The following is a 24,221-nucleotide window of genomic DNA, read 5'->3' on the forward strand; positions in this document are numbered from 1 at the left end:
GTCCCTTTGGCATATTTTTCTGCCGGAGGGACAACCTTTTTTTAAAATATAGGAAAGTACAATGTCGAAAGTTTAACGTCTAATGTTTATTTGCTTTACGAATGGTTATTGATGTTAAGGATTAGTTATAGCGGAAACATACGTGCTCAGGTAATGTTATGATTATCGAATCGCGACAAGGAGGACATATCTATGAAGCGATTTCGCAGACTGTGTATGCTTACGGTGATCGGGGCTCTATTGGTTTCCGTTTTGGCGTCAGGGTGTTCAGGCATTTCCTCTTCCGGAGATAAAGGGGAAGAGTTAGCGCAGCCATTTCAAGGTAAAACCATTACGCTGGTAACGGCTAATCATCCTTGGGCGGATGCGATCAGGCCGCTGCTTCCCGAATTTGAAGCCGCAACGGGCATGAACGTGATCGTTCAAGGATTTTTCGAGGACCAATTGACCCAGAAGCTTACGCTGCAGTTGACGACGGGTTCCGAAACACCCGATGTATTTATGTACCGCCCACCGCAGGAAGGGAAGCTTTTTTATGAAAACGGTTGGCTGGAGCCGCTCGATGACTATGCTCGAAAGGACGCTGAGTACGCGTACACCGATTTTTCAGACGCAGCCATCCGCTCCGCTACCGTAGATGGAAAGCTTGCCGGTATTCCGGTCATTACGGAGCAGGAAATCTTATACTACCGGAAAGATCTTTTGCAGAAGGCTGGAATCCCGGTTCCGGATACGATAGAGGAGCTTGTATCCGCTGTCCGGAAGCTGCATGATCCGGGCAACGGGGTTTACGGTTTTGTCGCTAGGGGCCAGCGTTCCCCTTTGGTCACTCAGGTTTCGTCTTTTCTGTATTCCGAGGGCGGCGATTTCACGAACGGGCAGAAAGCGACGATTAATACGCCGGAAGCGATGAGAGCTTTCAGCATATATGGAAGCCTTTTAAGAGATTACGGGCCTCCGGGCGTAATCAACATGTCATGGCCGCAAGCGAGCGCATTTTTTGCCGAAGGCAAAGCCGCTTTTTATACGGATGCAAATTCAATCTATAAAAGCGCAAGCGATCCGGCGCGTTCCAATGTCGCCGAGCATATCGGATTTGCGTCCTTCCCTGCCGGTAGAAGCGGCTCGAGGACCTACAATATTACATCCTGGGGATTGGCCATGAATCCTAGAGCCGTCGACAAAGAAGCGGCGTGGGCTTTTATCCGGTGGGCAACTAGTAAAGAGATCGTGCTTCAAACGCAGCGCAAAGGTAATCCGGGTGCCCGTTATTCTATTTGGAACATGCAAGGGGGTACGGAAGGGTTCCCGAAAGAGATGGTCGAGGTGATCAAACAATACGGTGTAGGCGGTGTAGACCACGATCGTCCTACCGTCGTCAACGTGGCAGAGGCACGGGAAACAGTCGGAGAAATCGTTCAACGCGTGATGACGGGTGCTCCCGATCTTCAACAGGCGGCGGACAAAGCAAATGCCGCGCTGCAAGCGATTTTGGATAAAGAAGCGGAATGAGAAGGTGATCGTCATACGTTACAGGATATCGATATTTGGCAAGATCATCATTACGATCATTCTGCTGCTTATCCCCGTTCTGTTCTTATACAGCTACTCCAACCGGATTGCGGGCAGTGTAGTAGAGGAGCAGCTCCGCTCTTCCAATTTGAATGAATTATCGTTTTTCTTGAACCGGATGGATTCGAACATTGAAAATTTGTCCCTATTTCCGGTTATCTTAAGCTACGACCCGCACATCCGGGATTTTATCGGGGGAACCGGCGAGGCGGCCGGCAACCTGTTAAAGGCACAATCCCGCATAACGGAGAAGTTGAGCCTTCAAAGCGTATCCAGCAGCTGGAGCAATGATTTGACGATCGCAATGCCGGAAGGTAAGAAGGTGCTGTCCTCTAATATTTATGTTAACGGTATCGGGAATTGGGATTGGGACGGTCCCATCCGGAAGACATGGGTCTATGATGAGGATTATTCCCGTGGCTCAACGATCGGCACCTTTATCCGGGAGACTAGCGAACCCGCGAATGCGGCAGCCGTAGGACAAGCTGATGCGGTATTTCAGGTCCGTTTCCCGGTGGAGACCATTACGGATCTGCTGGATATTTACCGGAAGGATAAGCTCAGTGATCCCTTCCTGTATCATCCGGATTACCAGCCGATTCGGAATAGCACGCCTGACTTGCTGATCGAAGATCAGATTGTTCAGAATGTGTTGAACAGGTCCTTGACGGATGCAGGTCAGGAAACGACTGCAATCAACAATCAATCGTATTTGGTTAGTTATGTGAAATCACGCCAACTGGGCTGGTATTTGGTGGATTATGTTCCGGTTCAAAGGATCTTGTCTCCCATTACAACGGCACGCAATTGGTTCTACGGTTCAATCGCCTTTCTGCTTATGATCGGTGTCATTGCTTCGTTTCTGCTTTACCGTAACGTTCAGATTCCGATCCAAAAAATGATCAGAGGCGTGAAGCGGATGAGCCGGGGGGATTTATCCTCGCGTATTGAATATGAAGCAAAGAACGAATTTGATGATTTAATCCGACCTTACAATGAAATGGCCGGCCGCATTCAGGTCTTGATCGAGGATGTTTATACGGAGAAGCTGCGGTCCCGCGAGGCAACGCTAAAGCAGCTGCAGTCTCAGATAAACCCGCATTTTCTGTATAATTCGCTGTTCTTTGTTATCAATTCCGCTATGCTGGAGGATCGCGATGCGGTAATCGCAATGGCCGAAAACTTGGCTGAGTATTATCGGTACACTTCAAGGGTAGAGAATCAGCAGGTTACCCTGCGGGATGAGCTCGATTTGGTACGTCACTACCTGAATATCCATCATTTGAGGATGCATCGTCTGGCATTCACCATAACCGTCCCTGAAGAAATGATGGATGAGCCTGTACCGCGTCTCCTTCTTCAGCCATTGGTTGAAAATGCCATCGTACACGGTATCGAGCATCAGGTGGAGGGCGGCATTATTACGATAACAGGCGAGCAGAATGACAGGTGGAACCGGATTACCATAGCCGATAACGGAGCGGGGCTCTCTGACTCCAGGCTGCGCCAGCTGATGATTCAACTTAATGAACCGATGACCGATGAACTCGGATGCGGGACGTGGAACGTACACCGGCGTTTACAATATCAATTTGGCGAAGGCTCGGGATTATCGTTCAGACAAGCGCCAGGCGGAGGGCTGGAAGCCGTTCTGACATGGAACCGGACGAGCAGCTTTGCGAAAACCAGGCTAGAGAAGGAGGGAGAGCATGACTCAACTATTGATCGTGGATGACGAGGCTCATGTCGTTGACCGGTTCTCCACCACGATCGACTGGAAGGCTATTGGCGTAGAGCAGGTTTTTAAGGCCTATTCCGGAATTGAAGCGCTCACGTTCCTTAGGCAATTTTCCATCGATATCGTCATTACGGATATTAAAATGCCAGGCATGTCGGGCTTGCAATTAATCGCGGAGATCCGCCGGCTCTGGCCCAAAACCAAATGCATATTATTGTCCGGGTACTCGGATTTCAATTACGCCAAAGAGGCCATTCTGTACCAGACCGAGGATTACTTGTTGAAGCCGGTAAAAGAAGAGGATTTGCTGGCCACAGTCGAGCGGGTTCTTGCAAAGCTGGAATTGGAATGGGAGGAAGTCATCTCTAATCAGAGACTGACCTATACCTTTAAAGAAAATCTCCCTTTGCTGAGGACGAATTTGCTCCTTGAGCTGCTTCAGGGCCGAAGATTGGAGACAGCAGCCCTACAGGACAAAATGAAGATGCTGGAGCTTTCCGATTACGAATGGCAATCTTTTTCGTTGATGGTGGTACGTTTGGACGAACTGTTTCTCCAGTCTGATCTTCAAGATCTGTCCTGGAAGGAATATGCAATCGGCAATATGGTCGAAGAACTGTTCGGCGGGCAATATTCAATTTGGTATGCCAAGGATGCTCATGATTATCTCGTTTTTGCGATGACGGCAAAACGAAAGGAAGTTGAGGATAACGACACGGTTTGGTTCGAGCGTACTGCGGCTGCTCTGCAAACGGCGGTGGGCACGTATTTAAAGGGTAAAATCTCCGTCATGGTCTGTCATAACGGGCGTTTCCCTTATGATTTGGCAACGTTGTACAGCCGTTCAATTGGAGCATTCCGCAAACGGATCGGAAGTGAGCAGGAGCTGTTTATGCGGCTGGAAGACGATCGTTCGGAAGAAGGGATCCGGTCTCTGAAAAGCCTCTACGAACCGCCGGCCTTGATTCATTTGCTCGAGGCGGCCAGGTGGAGTGACATCGAAGAGAAGCTTCGGATGATTTTTGACGATATGGAGGATATGGAGCCCGGTTCGCAGGAGCATCTCCTTGAGATTTACTTCACGATCGCTTCCGCGTATTCGTATATAGCGCATAAAAACGGAAGGCAGTTGTCGGAATTGCTCGGGGCTGAGTACGGAAAAATGACCGAGGGTCTTCCGTTTCGTTCCGTGAATCAGCTTCGCGAATGGTCGCTCAGGACGCTGCACAGGATCCGCGAGGACATGGATCGCGAGACGAAGGATTCAAGGACGAACCTGATCCAGGAAATCCATGCTTTTATTGAACAAAACGTTCAGCAGGATGTTTCATTGCAATCGATCGCCGGTCATGTGTATCTTCATCCGGTCTATGTTTCGAAGGTGTATAAGCTCGAAACCGGAGAAAATTTAAGCGAATATGTGCAGCGTGTGCGCATGGACCAGGCGGAGTATCTTTTGAAGCACAGCGCAGACAAAATTTTTGAAATCGCTGCAAGCCTGGGCTATCAGCGTCCGCATTCCTTTAACTATGCTTTCAAAAAAAAATTCGGCATGACCCCTCAGGAATACAGAGACCGATTCTCTTAAGACATTTTGTATCGGCGGTATGCGGCTGTAATGGCCTGTACCTGTAAATAATTCTTACTATATTGGGAGGTTTACTTGTGTTATTATTTATCGTTCTAGCAGCCATTGTGGTGCTGCTGCTTCTGATTACAGTTGTGAAGCTGAATCCTTTTGTCGCCCTCATCGTCACGGCGATCGGTACCGGGCTTGCTGCCGGTATGCCTTTGTTCACTACCGAAGATCATACGGGTATCATTGATTCAATCAAAACGGGTATGGGCAATACGCTCGGTTTCCTTGCCGTCGTGCTTGCACTTGGCACCATGCTGGGTAAAATGATGGCGGAATCCGGTGGCGCGGAACGCATCGCCCGGACGCTAATCCGTCTTTTCGGCGAAAAAAATGTCCATTGGGCAATGATGTTCGTCGCATTTTTCGTCGGCATTCCGGTATTTTTCCAAGTCGGCTTCGTTCTGCTCATTCCGCTTGTATTTACGATTGCCAGACAAACTGGCGTATCGCTTGTCAAAATCGGTGTGCCGCTAGTCGCCGGCTTGTCAGTTGTACATGGACTTGTTCCTCCTCATCCGGCTGCGATGGCAGCGGTGGGTATTTTCGACGCAGATGTTGGAAGAACAATATTGTATTCCCTAATTGTCGGGCTTCCGACTGCTATTCTCGCAGGTCCGTTGTATGGCAAATGGATCGGCAACCGGATCCATAAGTCCGTCCCTAAGGAAATGGGAGATCAGCTGACGGAGAATGGTGATACGAAGAATCTGCCTGGTTTCTTCAATACGTTATTCACGATTCTGGTTCCTGTATTTCTCATGCTCATCGCCTCGATCGCGGATTTGGCTCTGGAGAAAGGCACAATCCTGTTTCAGGCATTCAAATTTGTCGGTGACCCGATTGTCGCGCTGCTTATCGCAACTATTTATTCCTTCTTCAGTCTCGGCTTCTTCCGCGGCATGAGCCGTGACCGTATTCTCAAATTTACGAATGATTGCTTGGCGCCTACGGCTACGATCTTGCTCGTCATCGGTGCCGGCGGCGCATTTAACCGGGTGCTGCTCGATTCGGGTATCGGCGATTATATCGCGGAGATTGCCACTGCCTCACACCTATCGCCAATTCTTCTCGGCTGGGGAATCGCGGCCATGATCCGTGTCGCTACAGGCTCGGCCACCGTCTCGATGATGACGGCAGCAGGTATTGTCGCTCCAATCGCGGCCATTGTGCCTGGTGTAAATGTCGAGCTGCTTGTATTAGCTACCGGCGCTGGTTCACTCATTTTATCCCATGTCAATGACTCCGGGTTTTGGCTCATTAAGGAATATTTCGGCATGACGGTCAAGGAAACGCTTATGACATGGACGGCTTTAGAGACGATTATTTCCGTTGCAGCGCTTGCGTTTATCCTTACGTTGGACTTATTCGTTTAATATCATAGCGGAGACAGAAAGGATAGATGCATGGTGGCTTCAACATACGTGATAGGCGTGGATATCGGAACGACGAGCACCAAAGCGGTCTTATTCGACACCGATGGCCGATTGATTTCAACCCATTCGATTGAATATCCGCTTTACTCGCCGAAGCCCGCGATCGCGGAGCAGGATCCTGACGAAATCTTCCGCGCGGTTATCGGCACAATCAAGCACACGCTGCTGAAAAGCGGTGCGGATCCGGAGAATGTGCTATGCGTTTCCTTCAGTTCTGCTATGCACAGCGTGATCGCCGTGGATACCCAGGGAAATCCGCTCTCCAAATGCATCACTTGGGCGGATAACCGCAGTGCGGTCTGGACGGAGCGCATTCGAAACGAGATGAACGGCCATCAGATTTACCTGCGCACCGGTACGCCGCTTCATCCGATGTCTCCGTTATCCAAGCTGACGTGGTTACGGCATGAGGAACCGGAGCTTTTTGCCCGGACATATAAATTCATATCCATCAAAGAGTATGTTTTCCATAAGCTGTTCAAGCGGTACGTAGTCGATTATTCCATTGCTTCCGCAACCGGAATGTTTGCTCTCGGAACGTTGAGCTGGGATGAGGAAGCTCTGAATGTTGCCGGAGTTACGCCGGATAGACTGTCGGAGCCGGTGCCTACAACCTTCCGCTTGGCGGGAATGGATGAGCATTGGGCGGCTGAAATGCAGCTCTCCGTTTCGATGCCTTTTGTTGTCGGCGCAAGCGACGGCGTTCTCTCCAATCTTGGCGTTGACGCGATCGATCCAGGTACAGTGGCAGTGACGATAGGGACAAGCGGCGCAATTCGTACAGTTACAGATCGGCCGGTTACGGATCCGAAAGGAAGGACATTTTGTTACGCACTGACGGAGAACCACTGGGTTATCGGAGGGCCCGTCAATAATGGCGGCATGATTTTCCGGTGGTTTCGCGACCATTTCTGTTCCGAGGAAGTGGAAGAAGCTGCCCGGCTGGGGAAGGACCCGTATGAGCTTCTTACTGAAATCGCTTCGCGTGTGAAGCCCGGTGCCGGAGGATTGTTGTTCCATCCTTACCTGGCAGGAGAGAGAGCCCCTTTATGGGATGCCAATGCACGCGGCTCCTTCTTCGGGCTAGGTCTTCACCACAGGAAGGAGCACATGATCCGTTCCGTCATGGAAGGTGTGATTATTAATTTATTCACGGTGTATATGGCCCTGGAGGAGCTCATCGGCCGGCCGACAAAAATACAGGCTACAGGCGGCTTTGCCAAATCGGAATTGTGGCGTCAAATGATGGCGGATATTTTCGACCAAGAGGTGCATGTCCCGATCAGCGTGGAAAGCTCATGTTTGGGGGCGGCTATTCTAGGGCTGTACAGCCTTGGTGAAATCGATTCGCTCCATGCCGTGTCGAACATGGTAGGGGGCTCCCATCGTCATATGCCAAATAAAGATAACAGGCCGGTTTATCAGGAATTGAGCCGTATGTATGTACGTCTGTCACGGTTGCTTACTGAGGAGTATAGGCATATTGCAGAATTTCAGAAAAAATGGTTATAGACTTGTATTGTAATATTTTGTAAAACATCAACAGTAGAAAGCATAGTAAACATTTGAAGCTTTGCGAAAGCATGGCTTCTTTTTTTATGGGCTGAGGTCTAGTTAGCATAGTACGCGAACATTGTTAGATCGTAATGTCGAAAAAGACTCCTCAAAAGAAAAACATTCCATTTGATAGTTTAGATGTTATAATTTTCTTATTTAAGACAGCAATATAATGAATCTTTAGATATTATACCTATAACGAAATAGCCGGAGGGTGGGAGATACATTATGAGTACCCGGAATTTGTTGTATGACGAACTAAATGACTTTAGTAAGAACGTTATTGATGAGTTGGAGAGTCTTACAAAAGACCGTGATGAAGCTCTTCGTATCTATAATCTATACCTGCCGGTTTTGAAGCTTCTTGAAGAAGGTTACTTAGAGAATGAATCTTTATATGCTGAGCAATTTTTTGAAGCATACGAAGAGGGATACACACCTGAAAAATGGATTGATAAAATATATTCTTTGCGAGGCAGAAAAAATTGACCCATCGATGGTAGAATATCGGAATACCGTACAGGAACTCTCTGTAGCACGTGATAATTTTATGATTCCACCTGTCGGATCACTGACAAATGTTGACCAATCTTGCGATCTTTTATTACAAAATATAAAACCCCTAAATTATCCATCTGAGATTTATAATTATTTAACGCCTTTTAATCGATCATACTTGCAGCATATAAACGGCCTTGCTATTCCATATGTAAACATGGTGGAAATTCCTAAAAAATCTTATATACCGAAGTAATTTTACTCACCTGAAGTTATTTCCAGCAGTTAAATAGACGCTTAATGAAAACTTAGCCCGTTATGGTGCTAAGTTTTTTTACTTTATACGAAAAACCACTCCCTGACACAGCTGTGTCCAAACGATATGTTACATTCTTATCAATAGTCCAATAGGAGAGGATGCTACATATGAGTACAACCATTCTAACGACAGCTACATGGAATAAAGAGTTCTGGCAAACGGGAGGGGCGGACAGGCATTTCTACTGCTCGAGCTAAAAGGAAATACGCCAGGAGTGTCTACAGATCGAGCACCTATGAATGTGTCGTTGGTGCTTGACCGCAGCGGCTCCATGGAAGGAGCTCCGCTTGCCTTCAGCAAGAAGGCTTCTTAGTTCGTTACTGATCAATTGAGTAAAAGTGACCACCTAATATTTCCACTTCCTGGAAATGATTGTTCGCAGTCTTGTTTATACAACTTTACCCAGTCCATAACCGTCGTATAATGCACGCCCAGTTCTCTGGCTGTTTCAGAAGCTGTTGATTCTTCAGCTAATACACGCAGAAAATCTGCCCCTTAAATGCCTTGTCAAATTTCTTCCGTTGTCCCATAGAACCCCTCCATGATTTATTTTAGAGGTTTTCTTCGTGTCCATCTATTCGGGGCAAGACCAAGAAAGGGGTACCTAGGGATACTGCACGCTTGGACAAAGGAAATCTGTTTGTATAAGCTGAAGTGCACATTCTGAGTGTTGTAGTGAAACATAAGGTTTTTTGTCAGACTCTGTATATTCAACCTGGGCTGTTAGTACTATAATGGTGCTAGTAGAATGAGAAGTAGGGGATACAGGATATGGCTTACATGGTACCGGAAACAATACCAAGAACTGCAACAACTGGAGAACGTATTTTGTTTCAATGTCTTAAAGATCATTTGCCAAGTGACTATGTTATATATTATGAACCCGAAATTCGAGGTAGAAGACCCGATTTTATAATTATAGGTCCAGATTTGGGGCTAGTCATTCTGGAAGTAAAAGATTATACAAAAGGTACACTTTATCAAATTAATCAGGATGAATGGGTTTTAAGAAATACAGCAGGTGAATTGGTGACAACGAAAAGTCCGCTGAAACAAGCTAGGGACAATGCTCGTTTAATAACGGATCACTTGAAAAAAGATAAGAATCTAGTAAATGAGGCAGGGTCTTATTTAAAGTTCCCTTATGGTTTTGGTACTGTTTTTACTCGCCTAAAACAAGAGGATTTTATCAAACATGGACTGTACCAAGTTATAGAACCTCAATTTGTGCTGTGCAGAGATGAAATTGATACTGATGAGGATGGTTTTTCTCCAGAGATATTAAATGAAAAAATTCAGGGCATGTTTACGGTTTGGAATCAGAAAAAGAACATTTTAACCAATGAAGACATACAAGCCATCCGCTTTCATTTATTTCCAGAAGTGCGGATTAGCGCAGACTTCAAGCCTCCTATCAATTATCAGGATCAGCTCTTACTCTCCTTGCATAACATTAAAACGATGGATCTCCATCAAGAAAATATGGCCAAGCAAATAGGCGATAAGCATAGGCTTATTCGAGGGGTTGCAGGGAGTGGGAAAACGCTTGTTCTTGCTAGTCGTGCCAAGATGTTAGCCAAGACTCAACCAGATTGGAAAATTCTCGTGTTATGTTATGGGATCCCGTTATCCCGCAATTTGAAACAAATGATTGAGCGGATGATGAATGAGCCTGATGATTTATTAGATCTGCTGAATCCTCCATTTTCGGATAGCTCGAAAGATTCCAATATTTTGGTATATAATTTTCATGAGTGGTTGCGAAATAGCTTGAAAATGAAAGATAGTGAAATACCGACACTATTGGATAAAGTGAACAAAAATGAAGCGATCTTGCCAATTTATGATGCGATTATGATTGACGAAGGCCAGGATTTTGAAGCGGATTGGCTCAAACTGCTAAGTCATTGTTTAAATCCAGAAACGCAGTCATTGCTTTTAGTTGAAGACCGTGCCCAATCCATTTTTAAAAGAAAGTCAAGCTTGGCACAAGATATAGGTCTTGATTTTCGGGGACGTTCTAAAATTCTTTCTATTAATTACCGAAATACGGCGCAAATTGTGCAGTTTGCTTGGGACTTTTATCAGGAGAATTCCCAGTTAAAGAATAAAGTTCAAGAAGCCTCTTTAGATGGTGTAGAGATTATTCCACCGCAATCGACCAAGAGAAAAGGCCCCGAACCTTTGATCAAGGGATTTCAAGATATTAAGCAGGAAATGAATTTTGTATCCAAGTCGATTACATACCTACATCAACAGAAAGGTATACCATTGCATGATATAGCTATTTTGTATCGGGTCAAAAACAGTCACCGTACTTCATACATTGATGAAATTAAAAACAGCTTAGGGCAACATGAGTTACGATATACCTGGATTACTGAGAACCCTGAATCTAAACGGAATTTTGTGCGAGATGAGAACACTATAAAGATATCTACCATTGATAGTGCTAAGGGCCTTGATTTTCAGGCTGTATTTATCATTAATATTGAAAATATGCCATTTCCACTTGAAGAAGCAGAAGAAAGGGAAGTCTCGCTATTTTATATCGGTATGACCAGAGCATTAGAATGGTTGTTCCTAACTTATAGTGGGGAATCCAAGTTTACAAAGTACTTAGACAAAGTAGTTGAACAGAGAAGCAAGCAGGTATCATCCCAGAAGCAATCAGGATAAAGCATACTTTTAATTTTGTATCCTAGAATAATTTATTAGTTCGTCCAGCATGGGCGCTATCTTTAGTGTTCAAGTCTTCTTTGGAATCTGAAGGAAGCTTGTGGAAAATCTTCGGTTAGTTGAGACGCAGCTAATAATTAGTTGGGTCTTTTTCCATTTTATTTTTTCTTCCAGCTGTATCATGTATCTGGGAGGACTATTGTACTATATTGTCGAAATCTACTCAAAGTAAAATATTTCCGACTGAGGAAGATAACATAGCTTAAGAAATTGATATCACTATTCATTTCTTTAAGAAAGCATTTACCTATTAAGTAGGGCTAGACAACTAGGAGGATCAGATGAGCGAGAAACAAATATCAACGACAGCATTAGCAAAAGAACTGGGGTTACAAGCAAAACACCTGTTTCAATCTTTAACGGATGCGGGATGCATTCTAAGAGAAAATGAGGCTTGGGTATTAACCAATAAAGGTGTTGAGTTGGGTGGAACAATGAAAAGCCATCCTCAGCATGGTACCTATATAGCGTGGGATGGAAAGATAAAAGAATATCTTTCAGATGTTGGTGGTTCAGAAAAATTATTAAGCGCAATTACACTGAGTAAGCATTTTAATATATCAAAATTTAGAATTAACCCAATTTTATCAGAGCTTGGAATGGTTCAAAAAAATGTCAAAGGTTGGACTGTAACAAAGCTTGGAGAAAGCCTAGGTGGAAAACAATTTGAATATGAGCAAACGGGAGTCCCTTACGTTTGTTGGGATTCAAGTATACTGACAAACAAAAGGCTTCTCGAAACCTTCCAGTGCGTTCAAGGAACACCGGTGGAAGATATTAAAGAAGATAAGCAACCTTCTAGTACTAATTTTCGAGATAAATTTGAGGCAAAGCATCGTGCAGCCGATGGACATTATGTTCGTTCTCGAGCAGAAATGTTAATTGATAATTGGCTGTATATGTCGGAGATCGTCCATGCATATGAACGGAGATTACCAGTGGAAGAAGAGGTCTATTGTGATTTCTATCTTCCTGTTGGAAAAGTCTATATTGAGTTTTGGGGTCTTGAGAACGATGAAAGATATGTGGAACGAAAAAAAGAGAAGATAAAGGTCTATTCAAAATATGGATTTAATTTAATAGAACTTGTTGATAGCGATATCCAGAACCTTGATGATCTATTACCAAAGAAGCTTTTAAAGTTTGGAATTCAAGCGTACTAAGAATAATATATTAAATACTTTTTGATCTTATATAACTTTACTTAAGAAGAGGTATTCATGTTGTATAACGAACTCGCTCAATCAATGAATCAAAGTTTATTAGCTCCATTTCCCCTAGTTATTCAATACTTAAATCATGTTATATGGGGAAATTTCAGAATGTGGTACGATTATTAAAAAGATCGTATTGCGAGGTGCTCATTGATGAGAGTATTATTTTGCTCCGATGTGTTTAATGATCGTCAGGTTGATGCAGGGTACGAGGCTGAATACGAAAAGGCTAAGGAGCTTGGAATCAAGGTTGAGCTCCTTTCTTTGGAGCAGCTGCTCGACGGTAACGGTCTGAAATCAATCAAGCCTATTCAGGCTGCAGACGAGCCGGAAACCGCGATTTATAAAGGATGGATGATGAAGCCTGAAAGCTATGAATCTCTGTACAACACTTTGAAGCAAAAGAATCTCCTACTTATTAACTCCCCGCTAGAATACATTAACGGTCATTACTTTCCGAGTTCATATGAAGTCATAAAAGATGCAACGCCTTTTAGCTGTTGGGTGGACATCGATTCTCTAGCCGCTGGTTATGACGGCGTTCACGAGATACTGCGAATCTTTGGCAAGAAACCGATGAGTATCAAAGATTATGTGAAGTCACGGAAGCATGAATGGGAAGAGGCATGTTTTGTGCCGGATGCCTCTGACAGGCAGCAAGTGGAGTGTGTACTAAGGAACTTTATTGACCGTCAAGGTACGGAGCTTAGCGGCGGCATTGTGTTCCGCGAGTTTATCGAGCTTGAGCAATTGACGAAGCATCCTCTCAGCGGCATGCCCTTATCGAATGAATACCGGTTGTTTTTCTTAAAGCATGAGCTTCTTGCAACGGCAGAGTATTGGGATGAAGCAAGCTATAAGAAGGAAAAGCCGAACCTTGAGCCATTTATTGCAATAAGCAAGGGAATTTCAAGTGAATTCTTCACGATGGATATTGCCAAGACCGCCACCGGTGAGTGGGTTATTATTGAAATTGGGGATGGGCAGGTATCGGGGGTGCCTGATCAGATTGATTTGGGGGAATTTTATAAAAGTTTGAAAGAGCGGTTGGGAGAGTAGTTTTCAACTTGCCTGGAGGTAATGTTAATGATGGTTATTCAATGCACAAAAAAGCGTGCTGCTAACCACTTGTCATTCAATGTATTTGGAGGTAAACATGAACATTCAAGCAGCTTTGGATTCTCTTGCTCGGAAACGACCCATCTTTCATAATGAAGCTGATTTACAGCATGCACTTGCATGGGAGCTGAGGGGACTTTATGAGTGTAAGATTCGACTTGAACGGCGTATGGAGATAGACCTTAAACGTCGTACATACTTGGATATGCTGATAGAGATAGACGGAAAAAGAATAACGATTGAGCTTAAATACAAAATGCGTGCTGTTGAGCACACATTTGATGAGGAAACATTCATTCTACTGAATCAAGGAGCCCAAGATATTGGTCGCTATGATGTGTTGAAAGACTTACAACGACTTGAACAGATGGTGAAGCTAAATTTAGTTGATGAAGGTTATCTAATCTACCTTACAAATGACCCTTCATATTATTTGGATCCTGGTGTGGAGAAATTGACAGTTGATCGTGAATTCCGGATTCATGAGGGACGTCAAATTTCTGGGATATTGTCTTGGGCTGAGAATACGGGTGAAGGCACGATGAAAATGCGGGAAGAGCCCCTTGATATAGAAGGTACGTACATTATGAGTTGGTTGCCATATAGCCAATTAAATTCTAGCGTTACGGGGAGCATAAAATCTCTCATTATACCTGTTAATTTAGAAGATCGAGAGAGAAATAGAAGACTTTATCCGGAAATTAAAGAACCACTCGAAGTTCATAATCCCACAACGATCATAGAGGAAGAAAAAACTGAGTGTTCAATGGAGATTAACTCGATCATAAAATCATTGGATGTCATTCCTCTTTCCCAATTCGATCTACGGGATAAGTTGGGTGCTAGCTTAAAAATGGCTGGTTATCAGGTTCAAATAAACCGAGACTTTGGGAAGGCCAAGATTGATATTTATGCTGAGAATAAGAACGACCAATTAGCGATCGAAGTCCGATATAAAACAGCTTTGTTAAAAACTATTTTTAACGGAAATCATACTGAACTGAAAAACCAAGCTGCACAGGATATATCCCGCTATGATTTTCTAAAGGATCTTGAAAAACTCGAAACGGTTATTGCACAAAGGCCTGGTACCAAAGGCTATGCTGTTCTCATCACGAATGATCGTAGTTACTGGGAAAAGACGAAAAGAGTTACTTCAGTTGATGAAGATTTCCGTATTCATCAAGACCGACTTATTCAGGGGCAACTAAGCTGGAAGAATGCATCAGGCGGCACTACTCATAATCGAGAGTCAATGATTGTACTTAAAGGGCAATATCATTTAGATTGGCAGTCTTTCAAGATTCTTGGTACTGGGAAAAATGAAATTTTTAAGATGCTTGTGGTAGAAGTAATTAGTCGAGGAGAAAACATTCCATGAGTGAACAGATCACTAAACAGGCGATTGAGAGCATAACTAATCGCGATTATCTGTCAGGCAAAGAAACGCGATATTATGTCCTTACGATAAAGCTCGATAGTATTCATTATCATGTTATCGTGCTTGAACACAATTCAGTTATTATCTCTTCGGAAATTAAAGGTAGACTTGATAGAGCTAAAAAAGAGGGTATCCGTCTGCTCATTCAGAAGAACCCCTCCGTGGATATTAGGGATATTACGATGGTTCATTACAAGCATGACCGCCCTAACGGCAGAGCCTGGCAGAAGGATAGTGAGAAGGTACTCAAACAGTTGTTGGCTCTTGAAAATACCGTTTCTATAAAAAATATTAACTATGCATTCTTGGATGATGCCCTGAAGAAATTCAGCAATTATAGGAAAAATCATGAGGAAGATTACCAAGCGGATGAACGTCAGTTTAAGATTGAAATTGTATCTGAAATTGGATCTATTCTTCGAAAGCTTGAGACGGAATCGCGGAATGCTATTGACCAGCTTATCGAAGGTTTTTCGGGACTAGACAAGAATAATAACATCCGAAAGAACTTGCAAATATTATTCAAAGGCTCAATTTGGTTGGACGATTTCCTTGTATTTTTGCAACATTCTGAGCAACACATTATCGTGAGGTTGCTACAAGACTTATTCGATCAGGGAATCACGGAAGAGATCCGAATACGGTTTGGCGAGCAGTATCAAGCACTGCTTGTTGCGGGGAAATTTACCGATTCCAAGAAGAAGGTCGAAACGCCGAATCAATTGCTAGCAGTGTTATTAGCAGCCTACAGCTCTGATGAATATGTATTTTACAAGCCGAATGATTTCGGTCCATTCGTAGATCGTATGGGTCTTATCGCACCAAATGATGTGGTAGAGAGATACGCTTTGTATAATCAGGTATCCCATATGATCCTTGCGTACGCTAAGGACAAGGGATATAAGGTTCAAGATCTGATAGATGCTTATCACGTTGTTTATTTTAATGATAAATATGCTGAAGTAACAGGAGGCTCCGCAGCTGATATGTAAGTTAGCCAACCGACAAACAATATTTTCTATGGGCCACCTGGAACGGGAAAAACCTATAATGTCATTTATGAGGCATTGTCTATTCTAAACTCAGATATTGATTCTGATCTTATTACAAACCCGAACCGCCGTAATGAGGCTGTGAGTCTTTTTAACCGATATGTAGAAAGCAATCATGTTATGTTTTGTACCTTCCACCAATCGTTCAGCTATGAAGAATTCGTAGAGGGAATTCGTTTCAGTGAAGAAAAGAAGCACTATGAGGTTCAGGACGGTGTTTTTAAACAGTTATGCAACGTGGCACGGGCAGCTTCTTCAGAACGAAAAGTGACTTATAACTTTGACCCTGAAAAAACTAAGTTTTTCAAAATGTCTCTAGGTAACACATTGACAAGCGATGACGAGGTGTACGACTATTGTATCTCTAACAATGAGATTGCGCTAGGGTGGGGGGAGAACGTTGATTTCTCTAAATGCGAAAACAAGCAAGGCATTCGGGAGTCATATGAATCTCTTCTACCAGATGAGAACCCTTATGGAGTGGAATTTGTCGAACGGTTTAAACACTGGATGGGGATCGGTGATATCGTCGTGATTTCCCATGGGAATAAGAAGGCCCGAGCAATTGGGAAAATTATTGGTGATTATAACTATAGAGCGGATTCGCCTATTCCTTATCATCACTTCCGTAAAGTTCAGTGGCTGTATGAAAACAATGAGGCTATGCTTCCAGTACAAAGTATTTTACGTGAAAAAGTCTTCTCGCAACAAACGGTTTATATGTTTTACAACAGAGATCTGAACATGGAAAGCATACAGGAATTAATTTCAGGTGACCGAGCACAGACTGGACAAGATCAACAATATGTTCTCATTATTGATGAGATCAACCGTGGGAATATTTCTAAAATTTTTGGAGAGCTGATTACCTTAATTGAGCCGGATAAGAGAATGGGTCAGAAGAATGAAATCGCGGTAACTCTTCCGTATTCAGGGGATCGTTTTCGGGTACCATCCAATGTCCATATCATTGGGACTATGAATACCGCGGACCGCTCTATCGCATTACTCGATACTGCCCTTAGGAGACGGTTTGAATTTACTGAGATGCTCCCTGACTACAGCTTACTTCCTACAGATGTGCAAGGAGTCAATATCCGGCATTTATTGGAAACGATAAACCGGCGTATCGAGTATTTATATGACCGTGATCATGTGATCGGGCATTCCTATTTTTTATTGAATAATCCTCATATCGAGGACTTAACTAAAGTGATGTGCAGAAAGATTATTCCGCTTTTACAGGAGTATTTTTATGATGATTGGGAACAAATCGAGCTCATATTAGGAGGGGCCGGTAAACCGGGTGACAGATCATATTTATTGAACAGACATCAACTGCAAGCGAGTCATTTATTTGCTAAAGGAGCCAGGTCATTAGAGCCAACAAAAACTCTCTATGTTGTACAGCCAGAACCAACATTAGAAGCATTCAAGCGTGTTTATGAAAAGACACTAGATAGGGTTGAACAGGATGTTGAGGAATGAAGCATCTTGTAGTTACGGAGTGTTTTGATTCTATACCCATATCCGAAACAATGTCCCATGATTCTCTTACATCTGCAGAGGCAGACGAGCTTGCGAACTATGTGAGTAAACATTCTCTAGATGAAGATGGCATAATTGTAACCCGATATGAGGTTACCTTTATCAATTATGTAGGGTTCATACAACTCCACTCGTGTTCGATCGAGATATTACCCAAGGTATCTGGTAATGATCTACGTCAGTCCAGGCGTGTGTTACTACGTATGCTACAACGTTCTGGATTCTTGGATTTTCACGAAAGTCAAATTAGTCAGCTGATGCTCGAGAAGATGAGTTTATTTGAGATTATCGCATTTCTATTTACGACTAAGTTAGCGACTGAACTTAGGAAGGGAATTTATAGATCGTACCAACGAGAAGATGGCGAGCTTCAACTAGTTAGAGGGAAGATCGATATGAATCGTCAACTTCGTCGTGAGGCCATGATGAAGCAGGGTATTAGTTGTAGTTATGACGAATTTGAAATAAATAATCCGTTAAATCAAATCTTAAAAGCTGCGCTGCAACTCGTTATGTCGCGTTGTACCAATCCGTTAACGAAAAAGCGAACTGCGAGCAGTTTGATGCTAATGGATGAAGTGGCATCGGTAACAATAAACCGTGACCAATTGGATCGAATGTTGTTTGATCGTACGAATTTTCGTTTCCAGGAAAGCTTCGTACTTGCCAAACTCCTAATAAGCCGTTCAGCACCTGTATCTTCCCCAGGTGGCAGCAGGAGCAGCTCAATCTTATTTAAAATGAATGATTTATTCGAGTCTTATATCGCCTATCTAACCCGGAAGAACTGGGACCAAGTTACATTTAAAGATAGACGTTACAAGCTGCTGGTCAAGGAGGGGAGCAACCGAGGTGTCTTTCAGCTTGAGCCGGATTTATTGGTTGTTAACCAACATAGACAACAAATAATTATAGACACGAAATGGAAAATGATTTACTCTCATCGTTCGAGACATGGAGTGAAACGTGAAGATTTCTACCAGATGTATGCTTACTTAACCCGCTATAAAGAAGTGAATGAAGTAATATTACTTTATCCCTACCATGATGGAATTGTATCGAGTGGGGATTGTTTGGAGTCCTGGCACTTGGAAGAAGAGTCAGGGAAGAAATTAAAAGTTTTCTCTGTTACATATGAGGACGAGATCAAAGCTGAAAGAGAGTTGCATGACATAATAGAGTCGTTATAACTGAATGTTACGCAACAGATAGCTTATATTCTAATTCCCACGCATCAATATAAGTAAGAATAGTGCGGGTATTAAAGAAAATATATTAAAAACATCCGTGCTTTTTTAGATTAACATATAAAAAAACACGATAATTGGAAAAGACGGGAGATACCAACTTGATGGAACATGGCTTTGTTGATTACTATGGTTTAGCATTAAATTCAGATGCCAATTACTTCTTGATTGATAAACAAATACAAAATAAAATAGATGATTTTTTGTGGATTAGGCATTTAACGTTGCAACTAACGGAAGAGCAAAGCAGCATATTTAAAATGGGTGATATATTTTTGATAGGTTTATCAATATTGGATCGAAATGACACATTCTTAATATATGGCGCAGGTGAAATTGAAAGTATTTCTAAATTAGGGGGACCCCTGAATTTAACAGTAGCAAAGCCGTATCCTTTCTTACATCCTGTACAATTCGTTTCTCACGAAGTATATTGGAATACTCCAACATTCCAAAAATTAGGGAATGGGGTCATAAAGCTTGACCGAAATCATTTAATAAATATGCCACATGATAATTCAAATGCAAATAGAATTGAAGAGCACATTGAACTTATGAATCAGATAGCATTAGGTAACTATTTCGTTGAGGATGTAGTGTCTACTCAGACCGTACGGAGAGGTCAACATATATTTGCAAACAAAGTAAAGGGGAATTATGGACTTCAATGTGCAATTACCGGTATTTCAGAGCTTGCATTTCTTCATGCATCCCATATTAAACCTTGGTCAAAGGACAAAAACTCTCGGCTTGATCCTGCTAATGGAATTTGTCTATCTATTTTATTCGACAAAGCATTCGATAAGGGCTTCATAACGATAGATGATAATTATAAGATTGTTTTTTCGAAGAAATTGAGTAATGACAAAAAATTATGGGAGGTAATAAAACAATACGATGGGCAGTCGTTACGTCTCCCGACACAATCCCCTCCTAATCTCGAGTATTTGCAATACCATCGTGAACATATCTTCATTGATAAGAATAGGGAATAGTTGGATTAGCTAGGGGCATGCCCTCGTCATAAAGGTTGTATTATATATGGCCTACTTCTAATTATGAGGTCAGAACATCAAGATGGGGGTTTACGATGACATTTGTTGATGAGCTTTATTCATTAGAGGAAAAATACAATACCCTGCCTGAACGACTAATGCGAGATCAATTGATCAAGTTCTTAAAGGATAAGATAAGGATACTAAAAGGGACGGATCTCCAGCTGGCTCATGAAAATTTGGCTCGACTTTACTTAAATCAGGGTAGAGATATAAAAGAGGAATTTATGAATGCTCAGGAAGCAAGAGCATATTTTATTGATGTATTAAACTCCTCGGCGTCACAAACTCTCCGAGATGCAGCTACCTATCATCTTGGCCATGCTGCATTACTGGAGCGTGATTCGAAAGCGGCGCTACATTGGTTTGAAAGGGCACTATCAAGCAGTGTTATTGATAAGGGGCGTAAAATTAAGGCGCACTACCATGCTGCCCGAATTACGTTTCAAATGGGAGAATATGATAAGGCTAAGGAATACTTGAGTTCTGGAAGAGTTTTTGATACTACTCGCAAATACCAGACAGAGTATGAGGCTACTTATTACGTCATTCATACCCCACAGTCTGGACGTGAATTTAAACCTTACCTGTTAAGTAAAATCGGGGAAGACCCAAATCCTTTATCGAACGCGGAATTGGAAGAATTAATGGATGGAGATGGCTATGCAATACTAGATAATCGTTCACCACTCCATCCTCAGTTATACTTCCAGGGCAGGGGGGTGGATCTCCCGGAATGGTGTGCATCCATGCTGATGACATTGTCAAGTAAAGAGGTTCATAGTGATGACTACTGGCTAATGAATCTTTTTGAAAATTTACAGCATCAGAGCTTGAAAATGACAGTAAACAGGCAGAATATCCGCCTTCAAGTTAAAGAAATTCCCATCAAAATTGCCCGCGTTAATGGTAAATACGTATGGGAAGGACCACCCCTTTATGTGTTATCAACAATTGAATAGACAGACATTAGAGAGGACCGGTAACAGTCATGTTACTGGTCTTCTGTCATTCTAGTGGTGTGGAAAACAGTATAGAGGAGGGTAACATTATGGAAATGGTTTTTGTTTATGGCACACTTCGGAGGGGCGAAGCAAATTGCAGATTGCTTGAAGGTGCCGAGATGGTTGCCAGTATTGCTTATGCAAAGGGGTGCCTGGTGGACACGGGCTTTGGGTTTCCGGCTATGATTCCGACAACTGATAAGAGTGTAACTGGAGAGTTATACGAAGTAAATCTCGAGAATCTGATTAGATTAGACCGACTTGAAGGTTATTACGGACCAGGAGATTCAAGGAATCATTACGAACGTACGCGAATAGATGTTAAAACCGATTACGGACTAGTGATGGCGTGGGCGTATATTTACCTGCAACACGCACAAGATCAAGTAATTCCTCATGGTGATTGGAAACTCTATCGCATGCGTAGGCAGAAGAATATTCTTTATTTTGCATATGGAAGCTGCATGGATACCAAGCGAATCGAAGAGGCTGGAATGGCTGATTGGTTTACCCAAGTTGAAGGTCGCGGAGTGCTTGACGGATTTAATCTCCAGTTTACAAGAAGGGCTACAGATGGGGGCAGGGCAGATGTGGTAGAGTCTGGCGGACATACAGAAGGTAAGCTTTATCGTATACCTGAGCAAGCTCTTGAAGGATATTTATACAATCGTGAGGGTGTTAATTGTAATATTTATCGACCGATCATTATTCCAATAAAATGCACAGATGCCAGCATAGCAGATGCATTGACATTCGTAGTTGTTAATAAAGAGAAAGAAACAGCGCCACCGGTTTGGTATATGGAAGAAATCCAGCGGGGCGCGTTGCCGGTTGTATCCAATAATTATTATCTAACTTTGATGGATCGATTTATTTCCGTATTTGGCTATGAGAATGTCGTGAATAAAGAGGAGATAATGTAGATGGCGACAATTACGGCGCAAATGTTGCTCGGTCAAACGCATCCTTACGATGGAGGAGTTACTAATGTTACCCATCATGTATGGCTAACAGAAAATAGCGTGGCGCGTTGGACTCTTATGCGGATTGATGATCCAACATCAGTGATCAGGTGGATTCCGCACCCCGAGACAATGCTTGAGGATGGCCTTCTCATGGTTGGCTTGTTTGTTTTTTCGGATAGTGAACTCACTTCGGAGGCTCAAAGCGTCCTCGGACCTCTTCTTGAGGTCCAAGTTATGCCAAGTGATATAGAAATAAGAGAAAAACTTTATGCAATTAACCGCAAGCAAATGCCTGACCTGAAAGTGGCCCTGACGATATTTGAGGGTTCATCCTTATATAGTCAGTACAACGTTTTTGACCATTACATGGGCTGGGATGTAGAGGTTTGTCTTTCACAATTGCGGAGAGAAAAGCCTCGCAGCGGATGGTTTGTCAGTAGAACATAACGTATACCAAAGGAGGGGCGAAAAAAGCCCCTTCGTTGTTTCATATATAGACGGAGCAATTAGTAAACTAACATCAACCACACATAGAAGGAAATATTAGTATCACACAAAAACTAAGAATTATAAACACAGGATATACATGGGAGAGTTACGAATATGTATTAGTAAACGGCACGAGGTGATTTTATTAAGGTCAAACCACAGCAACTTCAAAAGCCCTTATCAAGAATCGTTACGGATCAACAGTTAATACAAATGAAAAAGGAGCATCTGATAAAACATGGTTTTCGTCAGGACTCCACTTCTTGGACAAATGGAACTAGTAGAGTTAGGGTATCACTAGTGAAAGATGCAGAAGTGCCATATAGTGTATTTGTTAATATTGTTGCAAAAAGTATTCAAGTCACAAGCAATATCAAAGTGAAAAATTCAAAGAAACGCAAAAAGAAACGCAAACTTGATGATGATAAGAAAACGGATGCACTGGATTATCGATTACCTGGTAGTTATGGTACCGGTAAAAGAAGATAATATATGAATTACTCCTTATGTTGATAAGATACATTGGAACAGGCCTTACCCAAAAATAAAGGAAAATAAAAAAATCAAAGGGCTTTGATGAGTCTGGGGTTTCCGTACTGAAAAGACTCCTGCCAACGGGTCTGATCATTTTGGCAGGAGGTTTTAATAGACAAGTTGCTATGTGATGATTTGGGAATTTCTATTCGCTCTAGTGCAATAACTATATTTTATCAAATGGCTAATTGGCTAGTTCAGTAGAGGTTAACGTATCAGATGAAATAAGCTTGGAGCAAAGCTTGAAAAGTTGATACATAATGTTAAAAGGGGGATTAGCGTGTCCTTAAAACTTAATGGAGTATCATTAGTGAAAAATTTCATTACAAATTGTTCACATTGTAATGTAACTTTGATTTCCTCTAAGAAAGAGGTGATGTACCGAAGCAGAGAAATATCAAAGTCAACTTATCTGCTTACGGATATATGGTTTTGTGAAAAATGTCTGCATGGTTATGTTCACGAGAGCTTTCAGCATACTATTGATCCATATGGGAAGAAGTGGGCAATCTCTATCGTTTCGTCTTTTATTAAGAAAATTGAACCTCAACTAAGTCAAAGCAAAGAAGAAAACTCAACACATATTTCAAAGTCTTCCTCTTCAAATCGCTTACTTATTCAACAGATAACTAAAATTCTCCCTAATAATATAGATATATGTGACTGTAGAACTGTTCTAAAAAAGACTAAGATATCACTTGTTATGAAAAGTTTAGATAATAAAAATGAAATTGAAGTAAAGACTGTGGTATTAATATGTCCTCTTTGCAAAAATGTTTATATGAATGAAGTTGTATATTCATCGGCTTTAAAACAGCACAAAACATTTCGTATAATTGTTGAATCAACTCAACCTATTCAACCTCAAAATTATAAGAAACATAAGCTATCTAGAGCCCAACTAATAGAACGTGATAATAGAGCGTCAGCAAAAAAAAAGGCTCTTCGCTCTACTGGATGGATAACGCCAATTAGAATAGCTTCATAGACATGTTGGTTTTAGGAGATTCTTAAAGGCATGGTAGAATTGGATAATGGGTAAAGATGGATCTTTGATC

General features: G+C 42.5%; 20 protein-coding genes. 19 read left to right on the top strand and 1 reads right to left on the bottom strand.

The genetic code is table 11. The annotated features are described in order from the left end of the window. Positions 1 to 192 precede the first annotated feature (192 nt). The 6 genes from RCO25_RS05585 to RCO25_RS05610 all read left to right on the top strand — a co-directional run bounded on the left by RCO25_RS05585 (position 193) and on the right by RCO25_RS05610 (position 8,428). Positions 193 to 1,512, top strand: coding sequence for an ABC transporter substrate-binding protein (locus RCO25_RS05585; RefSeq protein ID WP_308995136.1), 1,320 nt, complete (start codon positions 193 to 195; stop codon positions 1,510 to 1,512). Continuing rightward, complete coding sequence (locus RCO25_RS05590; protein ID WP_308995137.1) at positions 1,472 to 3,307, top strand: sensor histidine kinase; 1,836 nt, start codon at positions 1,472 to 1,474, stop codon at positions 3,305 to 3,307. The genes RCO25_RS05585 and RCO25_RS05590 overlap by 41 nt, the downstream gene beginning before the upstream one ends. After that, positions 3,282 to 4,898 (top strand): response regulator, encoded by a 1,617-nt coding sequence (locus tag RCO25_RS05595; RefSeq protein ID WP_308995138.1) that lies wholly within the window; start codon positions 3,282 to 3,284, stop codon positions 4,896 to 4,898. The genes RCO25_RS05590 and RCO25_RS05595 overlap by 26 nt, the downstream gene beginning before the upstream one ends. Positions 4,899 to 4,975: 77 nt before the next feature. Next, positions 4,976 to 6,322, top strand: coding sequence for a GntP family permease (locus RCO25_RS05600; RefSeq protein ID WP_308995139.1), 1,347 nt, complete (start codon positions 4,976 to 4,978; stop codon positions 6,320 to 6,322). Between the two features lie 30 nt (positions 6,323 to 6,352). Next, positions 6,353 to 7,894 carry a gluconokinase gene (gene gntK, locus RCO25_RS05605; protein ID WP_308995140.1) on the top strand — a complete coding sequence of 514 codons (1,542 nt, stop codon included), beginning with the start codon at positions 6,353 to 6,355 and terminating at the stop codon, positions 7,892 to 7,894. 273 nt (positions 7,895 to 8,167) lie between these two features. Beyond that, positions 8,168 to 8,428, top strand: coding sequence for a hypothetical protein (locus RCO25_RS05610; protein ID WP_308995141.1), 261 nt, complete (start codon positions 8,168 to 8,170; stop codon positions 8,426 to 8,428). Between the two features lie 652 nt (positions 8,429 to 9,080). Here RCO25_RS05610 and RCO25_RS34775 read toward each other — a convergent pair. Beyond that, the gene (locus RCO25_RS34775; RefSeq protein WP_374992066.1) at positions 9,081 to 9,239 is read right to left on the bottom strand and encodes a helix-turn-helix domain-containing protein; all 159 of its coding nucleotides are present in this window, start codon (positions 9,237 to 9,239) and stop codon (positions 9,081 to 9,083) included. Between the two features lie 288 nt (positions 9,240 to 9,527). Here RCO25_RS34775 and RCO25_RS05615 point away from each other — a divergent pair, with 288 nt between their 5' ends. The 13 genes from RCO25_RS05615 to RCO25_RS05675 all read left to right on the top strand — a co-directional run bounded on the left by RCO25_RS05615 (position 9,528) and on the right by RCO25_RS05675 (position 24,151). Then, complete coding sequence (locus tag RCO25_RS05615) at positions 9,528 to 11,435, top strand: 3'-5' exonuclease (protein ID WP_308995142.1); 1,908 nt, start codon at positions 9,528 to 9,530, stop codon at positions 11,433 to 11,435. A gap of 341 nt (positions 11,436 to 11,776) precedes the next feature. Then, positions 11,777 to 12,658, top strand: a complete 882-nt coding sequence (locus tag RCO25_RS05620) for a glycerol kinase (RefSeq protein ID WP_308995143.1) — start codon at positions 11,777 to 11,779, stop codon at positions 12,656 to 12,658. A 204-nt stretch (positions 12,659 to 12,862) separates the two neighbouring features. Beyond that, a complete protein-coding gene (locus RCO25_RS05625; RefSeq protein WP_308995144.1) occupies positions 12,863 to 13,768 on the top strand; it encodes an ATP-grasp domain-containing protein in 906 nt (301 codons plus the stop codon). A 97-nt stretch (positions 13,769 to 13,865) separates the two neighbouring features. Next, positions 13,866 to 15,209 (top strand): hypothetical protein, encoded by a 1,344-nt coding sequence (locus RCO25_RS05630; protein ID WP_308995145.1) that lies wholly within the window; start codon positions 13,866 to 13,868, stop codon positions 15,207 to 15,209. Further along, a complete protein-coding gene (locus tag RCO25_RS05635) occupies positions 15,206 to 16,261 on the top strand; it encodes a hypothetical protein (RefSeq protein ID WP_308995146.1) in 1,056 nt (351 codons plus the stop codon). Before RCO25_RS05630 ends, RCO25_RS05635 begins: the two co-directional genes overlap by 4 nt. Before the next feature lie 75 nt (positions 16,262 to 16,336). Continuing rightward, the gene (locus RCO25_RS05640; protein ID WP_308995147.1) at positions 16,337 to 17,809 is read left to right on the top strand and encodes an AAA family ATPase; all 1,473 of its coding nucleotides are present in this window, start codon (positions 16,337 to 16,339) and stop codon (positions 17,807 to 17,809) included. Continuing rightward, the gene (locus tag RCO25_RS05645) at positions 17,806 to 19,059 is read left to right on the top strand and encodes an McrC family protein (RefSeq protein ID WP_308995148.1); all 1,254 of its coding nucleotides are present in this window, start codon (positions 17,806 to 17,808) and stop codon (positions 19,057 to 19,059) included. The genes RCO25_RS05640 and RCO25_RS05645 overlap by 4 nt, the downstream gene beginning before the upstream one ends. A 161-nt stretch (positions 19,060 to 19,220) precedes the next feature. After that, positions 19,221 to 20,111 (top strand): HNH endonuclease, encoded by an 891-nt coding sequence (locus RCO25_RS05650; protein WP_308995168.1) that lies wholly within the window; start codon positions 19,221 to 19,223, stop codon positions 20,109 to 20,111. Between the two features lie 95 nt (positions 20,112 to 20,206). Then, positions 20,207 to 21,133: a tetratricopeptide repeat protein gene (locus tag RCO25_RS05655; protein WP_308995149.1), complete on the top strand. Its 927-nt coding sequence runs from the start codon at positions 20,207 to 20,209 to the stop codon at positions 21,131 to 21,133. A gap of 89 nt (positions 21,134 to 21,222) precedes the next feature. Next, positions 21,223 to 22,098, top strand: coding sequence for a gamma-glutamylcyclotransferase family protein (locus RCO25_RS05660; protein WP_308995150.1), 876 nt, complete (start codon positions 21,223 to 21,225; stop codon positions 22,096 to 22,098). Then, positions 22,099 to 22,587, top strand: a complete 489-nt coding sequence (locus RCO25_RS05665; RefSeq protein WP_308995151.1) for a hypothetical protein — start codon at positions 22,099 to 22,101, stop codon at positions 22,585 to 22,587. 342 nt (positions 22,588 to 22,929) lie between these two features. Then, positions 22,930 to 23,118, top strand: coding sequence for a hypothetical protein (locus RCO25_RS05670; protein WP_308995152.1), 189 nt, complete (start codon positions 22,930 to 22,932; stop codon positions 23,116 to 23,118). 325 nt (positions 23,119 to 23,443) lie between these two features. Then, complete coding sequence (locus tag RCO25_RS05675; RefSeq protein ID WP_308995153.1) at positions 23,444 to 24,151, top strand: hypothetical protein; 708 nt, start codon at positions 23,444 to 23,446, stop codon at positions 24,149 to 24,151. The last annotated feature ends 70 nt before the right edge of the window (positions 24,152 to 24,221 follow it).

The organism is Paenibacillus sp. LHD-38 (assembly GCF_031157315.1).
Taxonomy (GTDB): domain Bacteria; phylum Bacillota; class Bacilli; order Paenibacillales; family Paenibacillaceae; genus Pristimantibacillus.